The sequence below is a fragment of the Actinocrispum sp. NPDC049592 genome, assembly GCF_040675465.1.
Classification (GTDB): Bacteria; Actinomycetota; Actinomycetes; order Mycobacteriales; family Pseudonocardiaceae; genus Kibdelosporangium.
Genome location: NZ_JBFAPA010000005.1, coordinates 149,687 through 166,803, shown reverse-complemented (window position 1 = coordinate 166,803; position 17,117 = coordinate 149,687). Strand labels below are relative to the sequence as shown.

Sequence of the window (17,117 nt, the reverse complement as noted above, 5' to 3'; positions counted from 1 at the left end):
AGATGAAATCAGCGATCCTGCTCGCTGTATGTCTCGTCCTGACCGGCGCTCCGGTCGTCCACAGTGAACAGAGCGCCGCGGCCGCCCCGCCGGTCGCGTTGCTCGGCGACACCCAGCTGGATCCGTCCGCGTTGTACTTCGTGTCCTACGACGGGCTGGTGAACAACGAGTCGTTCCAGCAGAACGCGATCGTGAGCTACGCGGGGTACCAGTACGCGACCTGGTACTCCGCGGACCGCTCGGTGGTCGTGGGCAGACGCGAACTTCCGAGCGGCCCGTGGCGGAAAGTGGTGCTGCCGCACAAACTGAGCACTGACGACTCGCACAACGTGATCTCCCTGGGGATCTCGCCGTCCGACGGGCGCCTGCACGTCGCGATGGACACGCACAACACACCGGTGTTCTACGTCAAGTCCGAGGCGGGCTTGGTGTCCAGCCCGGCGACCCGGAGCTGGTCCGCCGCGAGGTTCGGGGCCGTGCAAAGCACATTGGATGGCGTGGATCTCGGCGGCATCACCTATCCGCAGTTCTTGGTCACTCCGGAACGCAAGCTGCAGTTGAGCTACCGGACCGGCGGGTCGGGCAACGGCACCAACGAACTCGCCGAGTACGACGGCACCTCGTGGCGCAAGCTCGGCAAATGGTCGCTCGCAACGGGATCGTGGACCGCGCCCAACGGTGTCACCAGCACGACCCGCAACATGTACCTGCACGGCCTCACCTACGACCGCGCCGGCAGGCTGCACGCGGCGTTCACCTGGCGCGAGGGCAACACCGGCGTGCTGTGCGACCAAGGCGGGCTGACCAACCACGACACCGGGTACGTCTACAGCGACGACCGCGGCCGGACCTGGCGGGACACCACCGGGTCCGTCGTCGGCGCCGAGGTCGGTGTCTCGCCGCGGTTGATCGTCGACCCGCTCGACCCCAACCACGGCCTGATGAACCAGGAAAGCCAGGCTGTCGACGGCGCCGGCTTGATGCACGTGGCCATCAGCTACGTGCCCGGCCGGTTCACCCAGTGCGTCACCAGCTACGCGGCCGACCGAACGCGCTGGGCCCGGGCCTTCCACCTGGTCCGTGCCGCCGACGGGTCCTGGACCAAACGGGAGGTCCCGGTCGCGCCGAACTCGACCGGCCGTACCCGGATCGTGTTCGACCGCAAGGACAACGCCTACCTCGTGATGCCCTTCGGCCGGATCGTCTCGGCGTCCAAGGCCAGTGGGTGGACCGACTGGACGCTGGTGTTCGACCAGCCGGGAATGAACGTCTTCGGCGAGGTGACGGTGGATACCTCAAGACTGGCAACCGAAGGCGTGCTGTCCATGTTCTACCAGCAACGTTCGACCGCGACCACCCCCTCACCGATCCGCGTCGCCGACTTCCGCCTGGGCTGACACCAACGAAAGGACCCCGACTGTGCTGCGCTACCCGTTGCTGCATCCGCCGTTGATCGGCGCCCTGGCCGCGACCGGCCATGGTTCGCACGTGCTGATCGCCGACGCCAACTACGCGCACACGACCAACGTCCACCCCGGCGCCGAACGGATCTACCTCAACCTCCGGCCCGGTCTGATCATGGTGGACGAGATCCTGGCGACGCTGATCACCGCGGTGCCGGTCGAGTCGGCGACCACGATGCGCCCCGACGACGGCTCCACACCGGCGTTCTGGGCCCGCTACCAGGAGGCTCTGGGGCCCGATGTGCCCTTCATCAGCTCCGGGCGGCACGAGTTCTACGAAACGTGCCTCCAGCCCGGCCTGGCCATCTGTGTCGCTTCCGGTGATGACCGGCACTACGCCAACCTGCTGCTCACGATCGGTGCCACCCCGGGCAGGCCGGGCAGCGCCCTGCCGGGGTAGGCGGCGATCAGCCGGTGGCGAGCCTGTTCTCGGCGTCACCGGCGAGGATCAGGTAGGCGCTCGCGGTCCAGGTGTAGGCGCGGTCGCGCAGGCCTTCCCCGGCCAGTGCGTCGAAGTTCTCGGCGAAGCCGGACTTCTCGCACACCGCGAGGAAACGGGCGCTGACCCGGTCCGCCAGCTCGACCGCGCCGCCCCGGCGCAGGCCGTCCTCGACCAGCACCGTCGCCGGAGCCCACACCGGACCGCGCCAGTAGCCGTCGGCCTCGTAGAGCGGGGAATCGGGCCGTTCGGTGGCCAGGCCGACTTGGGTCAGGTGTCCGGAGATGGCCGTCGCCACCTTGGCGTGCACATCGACGGGAAGCTGGTGGCCCAGAACGATGGGCATCAGCTCGAGCAGGCTCGCCGTTGTGCTTGCTGTGCCGTCGATCGTGTGGCTGGTGAACGCGGAACCGTTCCACCGCTCGCGGAGCAGCGCGGCGAGCATCGTCTCGGCTTCCCAGGCCCACCGTGTCGCGGCGGCCGGGTCGCCGGCCCGGCGCGCCAGGTCCGCCAGCTCGTGCATCTGCAGTACCAGGAAAGCCGCGAGATCGGGGGACTGCACCAGGAGCCGCTCGGCGAAGACCGTGGCGTTGTCCCAGCCGCTGTCGTTGCCGTGCTCGTAGTGCGGGAACACCTGGCCCGGTGCCCGGCGGTGGTCGAGCCAGAAGGTGGTCCACTCCGCGAGTTGCCGGTAGAGCCGCGGGATCTCGCCGTCCGGCACCCCGCCGGGCAGACGTTCGCGGAGCCTGCTCGCCGCCCAGCCGTGAATGGGTGGTTTGACGAAGTTGTACAGGATCTCGGCATGCGTGATCGAGTCGGGCAGCGCGCCCTGCTCGGTCTGGTGGTCGAACACCACCTGGAACTGGTCCCAGGCCAGCTCCGGTGCGCCGGGGGCCAGTGCGAGGGCGTTGAAACAGTGGTCCCAGCTCCATACCTTGTCCATCCAGTGCTTGGACATCAGCACCGCCGGGCGGCCGACGAACCCGGATGGGTCCACAGTGGACGACCACAGCAGGTAGCAGGCCAGCCCCGCGGCCGGCGTGCGGTCGCTGCGCCACGGCGCGACGGTGTCGGTGAACTCGGCCACGGCCCGCCGCGATGCCGCCACGACCTCCGGGAATGTCGCCCGAGCGGCGAAGCGCTGCCGTGTCGTGGTCAGTTCTTCCAGCGCCAGTTCCCATTCACCGCCGTCCGCACCGATCACGACCGCTCGGTCCGCCGTGCCCAGCGCACCGGCGCCGTGCCCGTCGGCGTGTCCGGAAAGGACGGTCAGCCGATAGCGGTGGCCGGTCTCGTAGGAGGTGAATACGTACGACGACGTGACCGGATCGCGGAAGAAGTAGGTTCCGGTGAACGGCGTGAGGGTGGCTTCGGCGGCGGCGACGCGCAGGCCGAGGCCGGATCCGGTGATCCTGAGGGTGGACGGCGACTCGAAGGCCGCCGCCACCCGTCCCCGGCCGGCCGACCAGGTCAGCACGGCCGGATCGGCGGTCACGTCGGCTGGCACGCGCACACCCCCATGGATGGGGACGAGCTGGAGTACCGCGTGCATGCCGTTTCGGTGCGACACGAGGTGGACGTCCTCGGCGTAGGTGGCCGGCGCGACCACGGGAGACAGGCCGAACCAGGCTCCCCGATGGCTGAACGGTATTTCCTGCACCGAGAAGTCGTCCACTGGCGTCCCTTCGTCAGTCCTTGACCGCCCCGGCGGTGATGCCCGCGGCGACGAACCGCTGCGCCAGCACGAGCAGGACGGTGGCGGGCACGGACGCGATCACGGCGGTCGCCATGATCGCGTTCCACTCCTGGTTGTTGTTGCCGATGTAGCGGTAGATGCCGAGGGTCAGCGGCTTGAGCGCGCCGCCGCTGTCGAGGGTCGTGGCGAACACGAAGTCGGACCACGCCCACAGGAAGGAGAACAGCGCCGCGACGATGATCCCGTTGCGGCTCAGCGGAAGCACGATCGACCAGAACGTGCGGACCGGGCCGGCGCCGTCGATCCGGGCGGCCTGGACCAGCTCGTCGGGCACCGAGGCGATGAACGAGGTGAGGATCAGCGCGGCGAACGGGACCGCGATGGTGGAGTCGGCGAAGATCAGGCCCCACACCGTGTTGGTGATGCCGAGGCGGACGTAGACGCCGTAGAGCCCCAGCGCCATGATGATGCCCGGGATCATCTGCGCGACGAGCAGCAGGAAGCCCAGCACCCGGCGGCCGGGCGGGCGCAGCTTCGCCAGTGCGTACGCGGCGGGCGCGGCCAGCGCCAGGGTCAGCACAACGGTGCCGGACGCGACCAGCAGGCTCGTGCCGAAGTAGGGCAGCTGCTCGCGCAGCACACGGGCGTACCCCTCGAATGTCGGTGTGCTGGGCCAGAAGTCCGGCGGCGACTTGCGCATCAGCCCCGGCGGGGTCAGCGAGACGTTGATCATCCAGTACACCGGGAAGAGCATGACGGCGGTCAGCAGCACGCCCACGGCGGTGCGCAACCCGCGCCGGGTCATGTCGCCTCCAGGCGGCGCTGCACCCGGATGTAGAGCAGACCGGCGACGACCGCCAGCAGGATCAGCACGTTGCCCACCGCGGCACTCGGCCCGAAGCGGGGCAGCATGCTGCCGAAGCCGAGCTCGTAGGACCAGGTGGCCAGCGTGCCGGACGAGCCGCCGGGCCCGCCGCGGGTCATGATCCAGATGATGTCGAACACCTTGAGCGTGTAGACCAGGCCGAGCAGCAGCGTCACCCCGGACACCGGGCGCAGCATGGGGAAGGTGATGTGCCGGAAGGTCTGCCACCGCCCGGCACCGTCCAAAGAGGATGCTTCGTACACCTCGGCCGGGATGGTGCGCAGGCCGCTGTGCAGCACGACCAGGTTGAACGGAATGCCGATCCAGATGTTGGCGATGGTCACCGACACCAGCGACCAGTCCGGCGAGGTCAGCCAGTTCACCCGGTCCAGGCCGAACAACCCCAGCACGGCGTTGACCACCCCGGCCTCGCTGTTGAGCATCCACGCCCAGGTGGACGCGGACACGATCAGCGGCAGCAGCCACGGCACCAGCATCAGCGCCCGGAGCGTCGCGGACAGCCGGAAGTCGCGGGCGAAGAACACCGCCATCGCCAGGCCGATGCCGTACTGGAACACCAACGATGCCACGGTGAACACGGCGGTGTGCAGCAGTGTCGAGCCGAAACCGGGATCGGCGAACACCTTGGCGTAGTTGTCGAACCCGACCAGCGGCGCACCGCCCTGCACGAAGGTGCGGACGGTGTAGCCGCGGATGCTCAGGTCGATGTTGGTCAGCAACGGGTAGACGTAGCACAGCAACAGGTACGCGACGATCGGGAGCAGGAACGCCCAGCCGGCGAGCCGCCCGCGCAGCCGCGGCACTGTCCTACTTCGTCGCCGAGGCCGCGGCGGCCTGGGCGGCCGTCAGCGCGTCCTGCGGCGACTTCGACCCGGTCAGCGCCGCCTGCACGGCGGTCCACAGCGGCTGGGAGATCCGGGGATAGCGAGTGCCGAGATCGTCGCCGGTGCGGCTCTTGGCCGATTTCACCGCGTCGACCCAGACTTTCAGGTCTGGTTGCGCGGCGATCTGCTGTTGCTGGACCGACGGCACAGCCGAGACGTACGTGAGCGCGGTGTCGGTGGCCAGCACGGTGTCCGCGCTGGTGAGGCAGGCCGCGATCTTCGCGGCGGTGGCCTCGGCGTCCTTGTCGCCCTGGGAGGGAACGGTGACGAACTCGCCGCCGGTCGGTGCGGGGGCGACACCGCCGGTGCGGGACGGGATCGGGATGACGCCGTAGTCGAAGCCCGCCTTCTTGGCGTTCTGCAGCTGCCAGGTGCCGTTCTCGGCGAACGCGTACTCGCCGGTCGCGAACTCCTGCCAGCTGGTGGTCTGGGTGTTGCCGATCACCGAGTTCGGCGCGTACTTCTTGTCCAGCCAGGATTTCCACTGAGTCAGCGCGGCCACGGCCCCGGGCGAGGACAGGTCGGTCAGCTGTGCACCGGCGCCCCAGAACCACGGCAGGAACTGGAAAGTGCCTTCCTCGGTGCCGATGGCCGAGAACGTGATGCCCTTCTTGCCCGCCGCGGCGACCTTGGTCAGCGCCGCCTCCAGCGACGTCCAGTCCGTGATCGACGCCGGGTCGACGCCCGCCGCCGTCAGCACCGCTTTGTTGTAGTACAAGGCCAACGTGTTCGCGCCGATCGGCACCCCGTAGACGCGCCCGCCGGTCTGCCCGGCGGCCAGCAGGTTCGGCGCCGCCGCGGTCGCGTCCATGCCGGTGTCCTGAGTGGACTTCAGCACGCCGGCCTCGGCCAGCGTGGACACCACCGGATTGTCCACGACCAGCACGTTGGGCGCGGTGCCCTGTTGCGCGGCCAGCAGCACCTTGTTGGTCAGGTCGGTCGTGTCGTAGGCCTGCCGCTGGATCGTGACGCCCGCCGCCGTGCCGCACTTGTCGATCACCTTGGTCCACTCGGAACCGTTGTCGAACTGGGGATACGGATCCCACAGCGAGAACGAGCCGCCGCGCGGGCCTGGCTGACCGGCCGGATCGGCCGAACACGCCGCCGCGAGCAGTGCCGTCAGTGCCGTGATCGCCGTAATGGCCGTGGTGAACCGCCGGGTGGTCGGTGAACGCCGCATCGCGTGTCCTTCCGGCAAGCGAGTCGAACCGGTTCGACTCACGAGTGGCGCCAAGATAGCCATGAAAGAGGGCAGGATGCAAGGCTTGGAACGTCCTATGATTGACGGGCAGTCGAATCGGTTGGATGGTGAGCGGGTGAACATCGGCGAGATCGCCAAGCGGGCCGGGGTGTCGCGCAGCACGGTGTCCTACGCGTTGTCCGGCAAGCGCCCGGTGGCGGCGGCGACCGCACGGCGGATCAACGAGGTGATCGCCGAACTGGGCTACCGGCCCAACGCCAGCGCGCGGGCACTGGCGGAGGGGCGCACGCGCACGCTGGGGCTCGTCATCCCGCCGGCCAGCAGGCGGCTGACCGATGTCCAGCTCGGTTTCGTCGCCACCGTGGTGGAGGAGGCCGCCGCGAACGACCTCGATGTGCTGCTGTCGCCCAGCGGCGCGGACCACGACCGGTCGTTCGAGCGGATCGTCACCGGCAGGCGGGTGGACGGCGTGATCCTGATGGAGATCCTGCTGGACGACCCGCGGGTGGCCCGGCTCGAGCGCGGCGCGCTGCCGTTCGTGAGCATCGGGCACGTCGAGCATCCCGGCCGGTCATGGTGGGTGGACGTGGACTACGCGGGGCTGGTCCGGCGGTGCGTGCACCACCTGGCCGACCTCGGGCACCGGCAGGTGGTGCTGATCAACAGGTCGACCGAGCTGGTGGCCGCCGGTTACGGGCCCGCTTTGCGTGCCACGGCCGGTTTTCAGGAGGCGGCGGCCCAGCGGGGGATGACCGCGCGGACGGTCTGCTGCGCCGACGAGCCCGCGGCGGGCCTGTCGTGTTTCGAGGAGATCCGCACCCGGTGGCCTGGGGTGACCGCGGCGGTGACGATCAACGAAGCGGCGCTGCCCGGGTTGCAGCGAGCACTGCACAACGCCGGACTGGTCGTGCCCAGGGACTTCTCCATCACCGGGGTGATCGCCGACCGGTTGGCCGAGGAGTTCCACCCACCGCTGACCGCGGCCGACGTGCCGGCCGCGCAGATGGCCCGGATCGCCGTGGAGCTGCTCATCGAGCGGATCACCGACCCGTCCGCGACGCCCCGGCACGCCTTGCTGCAACCGGTCATCTCGCTGCGGTCCAGCACCGGAGCGAACCTGTCCTAGCGCAGCTTGGTGAATCGCTTCGAAGAGTATGAAGCATTGCAGCCTGCGTGGATGGGCGCGTACGGTACCGAGTTGGTCGAATCGGTTCGACACCATCTTCAGTACTCCATCCCTGCAGCTCAAGGAGACAGATGGACACCAGGCCCAGGAGGTGGCGCGGGCGTTTTCGCGCAACAGTCGCGCTCCTCGCTCTCGGTGCATCCGTTGTAACTTTCACCGCGCCGGCCACGGCCGCGGACGAATCCGTCACGGTCGACTTCGCGGTCGCGGGTGGCGCGCCGTCCTACCGGGCCTCCGGCTGGATCTACGGCATGACGGAGGACGCATCGGCGCCCGCGGACCACTTCTACCGCGACGTGCGGTTCCGGGCCATGCGTGCCGGTGGTGCCCAGCTCGACAGCCCCGGTGGCTGGGTGTCCGGCCGGTATGACCGCCGGTGGAACGCGACCCGTGCCCAGCTGCTGCGCACCCGGTCGCTGGGCGGGGAGTTCGTCCTGCTGGTGCACGACCTGTGGGGCGCGGACGGCTACCCGATCTCCCGTTTTCCCGGTGACAACGGCAACTGGACCGACTACGACAACTTCCTCACCCGCCTGATCGACGACGTCCGGGCAACGGGCGCCCCGGTGCAGTGGGACCTGTGGAACGAGCCCAACATCACGTTGTTCTGGAACCGGCCGCAGGCGCAGTACTTCGAACTGTGGCGGCGCACCTACCAGCGCGTCCGGGCCGCTTTCCCGGCGCAGCCGATCGTCGGCCCGAGCCTCGCGGGTGTGCCGACGACCTCGGGCAGCTGGTGGACCCAGTACCTGGACTTCGTCCGTGCCAACAACGTTGTCCCCGACATCGTCAGCTGGCACTCCCTGCCGGGTGACCCGGTGGCGAACGTCGCGGCGGCGAACTCCTCTTTGGACTCCCGCGGCATCCCGCACCCGCGTCCCTACCAGATCAACGAGTACGGGGCGGCCAACGAGCAGAACCCCGGTGGTGGCGCCTGGTACATCGCCCGGCTGGAGCGCAGTGGCGCCGACGGCCTGCGGGCGAACTGGGCCGGCGGGGCCAACCTGCACAACGATCTGGCCAGCCTGCTCGTGCGCAACTCCGCCGGGCAGCACCAGCCCAAGGGCGAGTGGTGGGCCTATCGGTTCTACGGCTCGCAAACCGGGCAGATCGTGTCGGTGACGCCCAGCCGGTCCTACGACGCCTTCGCCACCAAGACGACCGGCAACGCGAAGATCCTGGTCGGCGGCCGTGGTACGACCGGCAATATCGCCGTGAACCTGCAGCACCTGGACAGCACCACCGGTGTCGTGCAGAACAACCAGGTGCGGGTGCTCGTCCAGCGCGTTCCCGCCAACGGCGGAGCCGCGGTAGCGGGCCCGGTCACCGTCCAGAACTCGGTGGTGTCCGCTCCGGGCAACGCCACAACCGTGAACCTCCCGCACACCAACGCCGACGACAGCTTCACCATCACCCTTCTGTCCCCTTCGGACAGTGGTTTCCAGTCCGTCGCGGTGGCCCAGCATTCGCAGCAGTGCCTGGACAACACGAACCTGAGCACGGCCGACGGCAACCAGCAGCAGCAGTTCTACTGCGAGGGCGGTGACCAGCAGCTGTGGAACTTCCGCCCGGTGGCCGGGATCGCCGACACCTACACGGTCGTCAGCCAGCAGTCGGGCAAGTGCCTTGACGTCAACGGATCGTCCACCGCGGACGGTGCCGCCGTGCAGCAGCGGAGTTGTCTGGACGGGACCCCGAGCCAGCAGTTCACCCTGCGGCGGGTCACCTACTCCGGCAACGACCCGCACGACTACCAGCTCGTGGCCCGGCACAGTGGCAAGTGCGTCGACGTCAACGGAGTCTCCACCGCCGCACGTGCACAGGTCATCCAGTGGACGTGCAAGGCCGTCGGTCAAGGCAGCCAGCTCAACCAGACCTGGCGGCTCTGGGGCCGGTAGGCCCCGGGCCGCCCGCGGGCGGGCGCCGCACCCGACTGGGAGCGCTTCGCGGACGTGGAGCCTGCTCACCCTGCTGATGACGGTGTCCGCCGCCAAATGCCACCCGTACGAAAGGGTTTTTCGTCATGTCCTTGTCAGACAACAGGTTCACCCGGCGCGGGCTGCTCGCCGCCGCCGGGTTCACCGGGGTCGCCGCCGCCACCGGCGCGCTGCGGGCCGGTGCCGTCTGGGCCACCGAGGGACCGAGCAGCTACACGCCGAGCTGGTCCTCCGTGGACCAGCATCCACCGGCCCCGGAGTGGTTCCAGGACGCCAAGTTCGGCATCTACTACCACTGGGGCGTGTTCAGCGTCCCGGCCTTCGCCAACGAGTGGTACCCGCGGAACATGTACCACAACGGTTCCAGCGAGAACAACCACCACAAAGCCGTCTACGGTGACCCTTCGGCGTGGCCGTACCACAACTTCATCAACGGTGCCCGCGACAAGGCGGGCAACTGGGTGCAGTTCGCTCCCAAGCTGAGGTCCGCGGGCGGCAACTTCGACCCCGCCGAGTGGGCGCAGCTGTTCCTCGACGCCGGTGCGAAGTTCGCCGGCCCGGTCGCCGAGCACCATGACGGCTACTCGATGTGGAACAGCGCCGCGAACGAGTGGAACTCGGTCAAGACCGGGCCCAAGCTGGACCTGTTGCGGTTGCACGCGGACGCCATCCGGGCCAAGGGCCTGAAGGTGCTGGCGGCCCTGCACCATGCGTTCCACTTCACCGGCTACTACGACGCGGTGCCTGCGCAACCTACTGAGTCGTTGCGCAGGCTCTACGGCCAGAACGGCACGGCCGCGGAGAACCAGCTGTGGTACGACAAGCTCAAGGAGGTTCTCGACGGCTACCAGCCGGACATCCTCTGGCAGGACTTCAACCTGGGCGCGGTCAACGAGTCGAGGCGGCTGCAGTTCCTCGCCGACTACTACAACCGCGCGGTCGCCTGGAACAAGGACGTGGTCGCCACCTACAAGGACGGCTTCAACAACCGCGGCGAGGTCTTCGACTTCGAGCGCGGCGGGCCGACCGGCATCCAGGTCCCGTTCTGGCTGACCGACGACAGCATCTCCGCCACCAGCTGGTGCTACACGGTCGGCATCGGTTACTACACGACCAAGGCGATCGTGCACTCGTTGATCGACCGGGTCTGCAAGAACGGCAACCTGTTGCTGAACATCGCGCCGATGGCCGACGGCACGATCCCGGACAGCCAGAAGACGATCCTGCTGGGCATCGGCGACTACCTCAAGCGGTTCGGCGAGTCCATCTACGCCACCCGCGCCTGGGCCGTCTACGGGGAGGGGCCGACGCAGGGTGGCGGCGGCGGGCCCAAGGAGGCGACCAACCGGGACATCCGGTTCACCCGCAGCAAGGACAACACCGTGCTGTACGCCACCGTGCTGGGCTGGCCGGGCGGCACACTGAACATCACCACCCTCAACTCCAGCCAGATGGATCTCAGGACCCTGAGTTCGGTGCAACTGCTGGACTCCACCGCGGGGTCGTACATCGCACTGCCGAACCGGAGCCAGGACGGATCGGGCCTGCACATCACGATGCCGTCGGCCAACCCGCCGTTCACCGCCGCCGCGTACGTGGTCAAGCTGACGTTCGCCGGGCAGATCCCCGCGCCGGGTTCGGGTCCGCTGCCCACGAGCTGGGCCAGGATCGCCAATGCCACCACCGGGCTCGTGCTCGACAGCGGCGGCAACGTCGCCGCCGGATCCCGGCTCAAGCAGTGGAACTGGGACGGCAGCAACAACCTGCAGTGGCAACTGGTCGACGTCGGCGGTGGCTACTACCGGATCGTCAACCGCACCAACGGCATGGTCGCCGACAGCGGGGGCAACGCCGCCAACGGCGCGACCGCCGTGCAAACAGCCTGGAATGGCGGCAACAACCAGCAGTGGCGCCTCAACGCCGTGGGCAACGGCCGGTACCAGATCATCAACCGCGGCACCGGCACCGCGCTCGACGGCATGGGCAACGCCACCGCCGGTGCCGACGCGGGCATGTGGGCGCCGAACAACAGCACCAACAACCACTGGACCATCACCAGCGCGTGAGCGGCACTCCGCGCGGCCTGGAGCGGCGCCCGGCCACGCGGCCATGACCCGGGGCGAGCCTCCCTCGCCGCGGGTCGGACCGTCCACAGTAGACCTCCCACTGCCTGAAGAGGTCTACTGTGGACGGTTCTGGTCGTGCGGAACCGGCCCGAGGAGGTGCGCCATCGACGACCGCCGCGGCGTCAGCGGCCCGGCCCCGGACTCGTGGCTGGTCGCCGACGCCCTCAGTGCGCTGGCACCGGATCACCGGGCGGTGATCGTCCGTGCCTACTACCTGGGGCACTCGGTCGCCGAACTCGCCGCCGCGCTGGACGTACCGCAGGGCACCATCCGGTCGCGGCTGCACTACGGCCTGCACGCGCTGTGGCTGGCGCTGCGGGAGAGAGGCCTGACCGGGCGGTGAACTCCGCGACGGACACTCACGTTCGCGGCTCTCGCCGCCCCGGGCGTCTCAGACGAGCCGGATGGACAGTCCTGTCGGCTGGTAGCTCGCAATCACGCGGAATCCACCGCCGGCGAGGGTGATCCTGGCGAATCGACCGCAGAGGGCCGGTGTGGTCAGGACTGGCAGCACAGCACCGCGGTAGTCGCGGGACGGGTCGAGGGTGACCGTCAGGATGGCGCCCGGTGCCAAGGTGACCGGCCGGGCGACGGTGAGCGCGGGCTGGTGTCCGGGCCGGAGCGTGACCGCGAGGGTGGCTCCGTAGGCCTGACGGTACGCGCCGCGCACCTGCACGCAGCCCGTGGCGGCCAGACGGAGTGTTCCGCCGCGCAGATCGACGTCGCCGTCACCGAGGGCGGTCGTCGAGTCCGCGATCAGCGTTCCGTCATCCACCCGGGTTCCGCCGCGGAACCGGTTGGCACCGGCCAGGGTGAGCTCGCCCGTGCCGGTCTTGACCAAGCCGCCGGTGCCGGTGATCGCGTTGCGCCACGTGTCGGCCGCGTGGAAGCCGCCCTTGCGGGCATCCATTGTGACCCGGACGCGGTCGTCGAAGGCGCCGTAGCCGTCGGCCGCGGCGAACAGGTTCAGCCGCCCCCACTGTTCCGGGCCGTCGAGCAGCGCATATCCGGACGGCAAGGCGGTGGTGCGCAACACTTCCCGGCGCTGCGACGCGTCCAGGTAGGGCAGCCGGGTCTCCAGCAGGACTTCCGCTCCCTTGGGCACCGTCATCGGCACGTGCTTGTCGCGCCTGGGCAGCCCATAGGTCAGCCACGAGGTGACCGCTGCCGAGTTGGCCCGGCGATCGGCGTAGGGATCGGTGTTCGCTCCGGCGGGTGGCGGGTTCTGGCCGAAGTACTGGGTGGCTTGGGCGAGTGCGGCCGCCTTCAGCGCGGCGTTCTGCAGGTCGGACAACGTGGCCGCCGCGAGCGCGGTGGCCAGGATCCGGCCGCCGATAACGTCCACGGGGGAGTGCATCCCGGACACGATCCGGGTGTCGCTCAGGTCCAGCGCCCGCACCATGAGTTCCTGGAACCGGCTGGGGATCGCGTAGGCGAGCGCGAGGCAGGCGAGGTGGAACGCGTTGGTGTGCCCGCTGGGGAAACCGGCATCGTCGACCGGACTGGTGCTGCGCTGGCGCAGCAGCTGGGGCGCGACGACCACCTTGGACCGGTAGACCGGATAGCCGAACGCGTCCGTCGCGCCGGTGGCGACCACCCGGCTGTCCTCGGTCATCCGCCACGGCCTGGGGTACTGGTGGGCGTACTTGGACGGATTGCCGGAGGCATAAGGGCCGCGCAGTGTGTCGACCAGACGGACGACCTGGCCCAGATCCGAGTCGGGCGAACCCGCGCCGAGCGCGGATCCGGCGGGCGCGCCGGGCGGCAGCGCCTCGTTGATGGCGGCCGGTGGTGTCCCGTCCGGTGCCGACGTGATGCCGGTGACCGCCCTGGCGCCGGCCTTGTAGAGCTCGGCCAGCGGGCCGAGCCCGCCGATCGCCGCGTAGCTCTGGTGCTGGCGGTCGAAGATGAACGCGCGCTTGGCCTGCGCGTCGGTGCGTGTGGTGGTGACCCGGATGACGTGGCGCATGCTGGCGTGCAGCACCTCCGGATCCAGCACCACACCGGTGTCCCAGGTGGAGCCGGTCCGCCACAGCTGCCGCATCCCGGACAGGATGTGCACCGCGGCATTGGTGTCCGGAGTCAGGTTGCCGCCGACATTCGTCCGATACCAGTCCACAAAGGACGGCAAGGCCCCGGCGCCGGCCGCCGCCGGCCGGCTCAGTGCCCCAGGGCCGGCGACCAGGCCGGCCGAGAGGATCACCGAGCCGCGCAGCATCGTCCGGCGGTGCACCACGATCGGACTCGACATACCCAACTCCTGATGTCCCATAACGCGTTCAGCGGACCGCGAGCCTGCATGACCCGTTCGACGAGCAGGTGAACCAATCATGATGTGAGCGCTAACACCACGATAACGTGAGTAATGCTCGCGTTTAGCGGCCGCAGGTGCCAGTGTGCGTCGGCAGATCGCCGGGCGACCCCATCGGGCCACCCGGACCCGCTGACTCATCCCCCGTCCCCATCGACACCCGCCAGTGGCGATCCGGAGCGCCACCAACAACATGGTTCAGTCAACTCTGTTCGGCAGGGCGAAGCTCGGTTCCGCTGCTTCCAGCCGCGGTACCGCGACGCCCAGTCGTCGTGCCTCCGCCAGGGTGTCTCGGCAGATCTCGCGCGGCTCCTGGGCGTCCGGATTGGAGTGCGCCTCGAAATTCACGCGCAGCGGCGTGACATGAGCAGTCAGCCAGGCGAGTACGGGGGCCATCAGCCGGGTGGGCGCCCGGAACAGCAGCGCCCCGCCTCGGTGACGTCGCAGGTCGATGCCGCGCGCCTGGAGGAGCGGCAGCAGCTCGCGGCCGGTCAGCAGCGCCTCGCGGAAGTCGCTCGCCGACCCGGCCAGCTCGGACAGCGAACCCAGCCGCAGGCCCTGCGAGAACAGGCCGGCATCCGACACGAAATGAACCCACAGCCAGCCGCGGAAGTCGGGTTGCTCTCGCAACCGGAACCCGGCCTCGCGGAACACCCGGCGCACGGCCCGCTCGCGGTCGGTGGGGGGCCGGCCGAGGGTGCCGAAGATGACCGACGGCAGCATCCCCGCACGGAGCACGCCGTCGTCGCCGAAGCAGCCGCCGGCTTGGGGAAAGCCCCACGCGACCTGGTCGAGGGGGAGCGGGCTGATCGCGGCCCGCGGCTCGGACCAGATGTTGCCGAAGACGAGCACCGTGGCGTTGCCGACGCGGGGTGCCAGGAAGGCCGCCGCCTCTGTGAGCCGGTGGTGCGGCACGCTCAGCACGATCAGGTCGAAGTCGTGGTCCGGCTCCAGTTCCTCGAGGTAGGACACCGGCCAGTTCTCGACGACGCGCTGCCCCCACACCCGCCGCCGCGTATCGAGCAGGTCGAGCACCGTCGCCTCCCCGTACGCCGCCGCGCGGCCCGGCCGGACGTAGAACTCGACGTCATGCCCGGCCCGTTGCAGGGCCCAGCCGTACACCGTGGCGATCACGCCACGGCCGAACATCAGGATCTTCAAGGTGCACCTCAAGGGGTACGATTGAACTGGAGATCATCTCCACTTCCAAAATATGGAGGTCATCTCCATTTGTCAACGAGAGGTGCCGCATGACCAAGCCGCTGCGCGCCGACGCCCAGCGCAACCGCGACGCCGTGATCGCCAAGGCCCGGGAGCTCTTCGACGCCGGCGACTTCTTCGACCTGCGCTTCGACGACTTCGCCCGCCTCGCCGGCGTGGGAACCGGCACGCTGTACCGCCACTTTCCCACCCGGGAGGCGCTGGCCGAGGCGGTCTACCACGAGGAGGTCGCCGCACTGTGCGACCGCGCCCACCGGCTGCGAGCCACGCTGCCCGCGGCAGAGGCGTTGGCGGCCTTCCTGCGTGACATGGTCGACTACCTGGACGCCCACCAAGGCCTCGCGCGCACGCTGGCGACGCTCATGGCCACCCGCGCGGGCGCGCTCGCCGAGGGCAGCCAGGCCCTTGAACAGGCCGTTACCGATCTGGTGACCGCCGCGGCGAAGGACGGCACCATCCGCGACGACGTGGACGCCGGTGCTGTCATGATGGCGCTGCACGGCATCGGCGCGGCCCACGACCGCCCCAACTGGCGGGCCGAGGCCGATGGCGTCATCACCCTCCTGCTGGCCGGGCTCCGCCGCTAGCAGCATTTCCTGTGTGGCGCAACGCCGAAAGAGTCCGATGTGGACGGACGGTGTGGCTGCTACGGGCGCCCGGTGCTGCCTCGGTCGGTCAGGACGGGCGAGAGCAGCCGCACCTCCGCCGCGGTCACCCCGTCGAGGCGCTTCATGACCATCTCCACGGCCAGTTCTCCCACTGCGATCGAGGGAATCGACACGGAGGTCAGCGGGATCGCCTGCGAGACAGCCATGTCGTCCGGGCACACGGCCAGAACCGAGATGTCCTGCGGGACTTTCTTGCCGCGTCTGGCCAGTTCCGACAGCAGCGGCCCGAGGATGGCCTCGTTGTGCACGACCAGCCCGGTGATCGCCCGCCGGCGCGCCAGCAGGTTGTCCAGGCAGATACGCAAGGCCTCGTAGGTCGGGGCGCACGGCATGGAGGTCTCGCGGATCTTGGCCGCGGTGGCGGTCTGCTTGAAGCCCTTGAGGAAACGGCCCGCGTAGCTCGTGCCCCGCTCGTACACCACGGGCGACGGGCCGAGCAGGGCGATCGTGCGGTGCCCGAGCCCGGCCAGGTGCCGCACGCACTGTGCGCCCGCGGCCTCGAAGTCCAGGTCCACGCAGGTCAGGTCGCCGGGTTCGTCGGGGACCCCGATCAGCACCACCGGGCGGTCCAGCGACTGGAGCACCGGCACGCGCGGGTCCGCGGACTCCACGTCCATCACGATCAGCGCGTCGGCGATCGACGACCCGGTCACCCGCCGCAGGCCGTCGGGGCCTTCGTCCTTGGTGAGCACGAGGACGTCGTAGTCATACGCACGTGCCTCGCTCACGGTCGCGGCCACGAACTGCATGGCCACCGGCACGTTGAGGTCGGTGCGCAGCGGCACGACGAGCGCGAGCAGGTTCGTCCTGCTGCTGGCCAGCGCGCGGGCCCCGGCGTTCGGGTGGTAGCCGAGCTTGCGGATGCTGCGCTGGACCCGCCGCCTGGTGTCCTCGGAGATCGAGCGTTTCCCGGACAACACGTACGACACCGTGCTCGGCGACACGCCTGCCGCTCTCGCCACATCCGCGATGGTGACCACCGAGGAATTCTAGGTCGGATCGATTCACCCAGAAGGCAGGCATGGCGTGTCGGATCCCGTTGACCCGGCCCGCCGGACCGGTAGGGTGGTCACGCTGTTGTCACGGTGCTTGACGCGCG

14 protein-coding genes are annotated in these 17,117 nt (G+C 69.3%); 7 read left to right on the top strand and 7 right to left on the bottom strand.

All coding sequences use genetic code 11. The features are described from left to right. The first annotated feature begins 2 nt into the window (after positions 1–2). The gene (locus AB0J95_RS15510) at positions 3–1,397 is read left to right on the top strand and encodes a BNR repeat-containing protein (protein WP_364757498.1); all 1,395 of its coding nucleotides are present in this window, start codon (positions 3–5) and stop codon (positions 1,395–1,397) included. 22 nt (positions 1,398–1,419) lie between these two features. Beyond that, a complete protein-coding gene (locus AB0J95_RS15505; protein ID WP_364757496.1) occupies positions 1,420–1,863 on the top strand; it encodes an RbsD/FucU domain-containing protein in 444 nt (147 codons plus the stop codon). 7 nt (positions 1,864–1,870) lie between these two features. Here AB0J95_RS15505 and AB0J95_RS15500 read toward each other — a convergent pair whose 3' ends face one another. Genes AB0J95_RS15500 through AB0J95_RS15485 form a run of 4 tightly spaced genes read right to left on the bottom strand, consistent with a single transcriptional unit; the run spans position 1,871 to position 6,548 of the window. Beyond that, positions 1,871–3,577, bottom strand: a complete 1,707-nt coding sequence (locus AB0J95_RS15500; protein ID WP_364757495.1) for a trehalase family glycosidase — start codon at positions 3,575–3,577, stop codon at positions 1,871–1,873. 13 nt (positions 3,578–3,590) lie between these two features. Next, positions 3,591–4,403 (bottom strand): carbohydrate ABC transporter permease, encoded by an 813-nt coding sequence (locus AB0J95_RS15495; RefSeq protein ID WP_364757493.1) that lies wholly within the window; start codon positions 4,401–4,403, stop codon positions 3,591–3,593. Then, complete coding sequence (locus tag AB0J95_RS15490) at positions 4,400–5,287, bottom strand: sugar ABC transporter permease (protein WP_364757491.1); 888 nt, start codon at positions 5,285–5,287, stop codon at positions 4,400–4,402. The genes AB0J95_RS15495 and AB0J95_RS15490 overlap by 4 nt, the downstream gene beginning before the upstream one ends. A 4-nt stretch (positions 5,288–5,291) precedes the next feature. After that, on the bottom strand, positions 5,292–6,548 hold the full coding sequence (locus AB0J95_RS15485) for an extracellular solute-binding protein (RefSeq protein ID WP_364757489.1): 1,257 nt from the start codon (positions 6,546–6,548) through the stop codon (positions 5,292–5,294). Positions 6,549–6,684: 136 nt separating this feature from the next. Here AB0J95_RS15485 and AB0J95_RS15480 point away from each other — a divergent pair, with 136 nt between their 5' ends. The 4 genes from AB0J95_RS15480 (at position 6,685) to AB0J95_RS15465 (ending at position 12,161) form a co-directional block, all read left to right on the top strand. Continuing rightward, positions 6,685–7,695 (top strand): LacI family DNA-binding transcriptional regulator, encoded by a 1,011-nt coding sequence (locus tag AB0J95_RS15480; protein WP_364757488.1) that lies wholly within the window; start codon positions 6,685–6,687, stop codon positions 7,693–7,695. A 131-nt stretch (positions 7,696–7,826) separates the two neighbouring features. Next, positions 7,827–9,653, top strand: coding sequence for an RICIN domain-containing protein (locus AB0J95_RS15475; RefSeq protein ID WP_364757486.1), 1,827 nt, complete (start codon positions 7,827–7,829; stop codon positions 9,651–9,653). A gap of 125 nt (positions 9,654–9,778) precedes the next feature. Beyond that, positions 9,779–11,758 (top strand): alpha-L-fucosidase, encoded by a 1,980-nt coding sequence (locus AB0J95_RS15470; protein WP_364757485.1) that lies wholly within the window; start codon positions 9,779–9,781, stop codon positions 11,756–11,758. A 43-nt stretch (positions 11,759–11,801) separates the two neighbouring features. After that, complete coding sequence (locus tag AB0J95_RS15465) at positions 11,802–12,161, top strand: sigma factor-like helix-turn-helix DNA-binding protein (RefSeq protein ID WP_364757483.1); 360 nt, start codon at positions 11,802–11,804, stop codon at positions 12,159–12,161. A 48-nt stretch (positions 12,162–12,209) separates the two neighbouring features. On the opposite strand, the gene AB0J95_RS15460 is transcribed toward AB0J95_RS15465, so the two are convergent. Then, the gene (locus AB0J95_RS15460; RefSeq protein ID WP_364757481.1) at positions 12,210–14,069 is read right to left on the bottom strand and encodes a phosphatase PAP2 family protein; all 1,860 of its coding nucleotides are present in this window, start codon (positions 14,067–14,069) and stop codon (positions 12,210–12,212) included. Between the two features lie 258 nt (positions 14,070–14,327). Beyond that, positions 14,328–15,290 (bottom strand): 2-dehydropantoate 2-reductase N-terminal domain-containing protein, encoded by a 963-nt coding sequence (locus AB0J95_RS15455; protein ID WP_364757479.1) that lies wholly within the window; start codon positions 15,288–15,290, stop codon positions 14,328–14,330. A gap of 89 nt (positions 15,291–15,379) precedes the next feature. On the opposite strand from AB0J95_RS15455, the gene AB0J95_RS15450 reads away from it, so the two are divergent. After that, the gene (locus AB0J95_RS15450; RefSeq protein ID WP_364757477.1) at positions 15,380–15,937 is read left to right on the top strand and encodes a TetR/AcrR family transcriptional regulator; all 558 of its coding nucleotides are present in this window, start codon (positions 15,380–15,382) and stop codon (positions 15,935–15,937) included. Between the two features lie 59 nt (positions 15,938–15,996). On the opposite strand, the gene AB0J95_RS15445 is transcribed toward AB0J95_RS15450, so the two are convergent. Continuing rightward, complete coding sequence (locus AB0J95_RS15445) at positions 15,997–16,998, bottom strand: LacI family DNA-binding transcriptional regulator (RefSeq protein ID WP_364757475.1); 1,002 nt, start codon at positions 16,996–16,998, stop codon at positions 15,997–15,999. Positions 16,999–17,117: the final 119 nt, after the last annotated feature.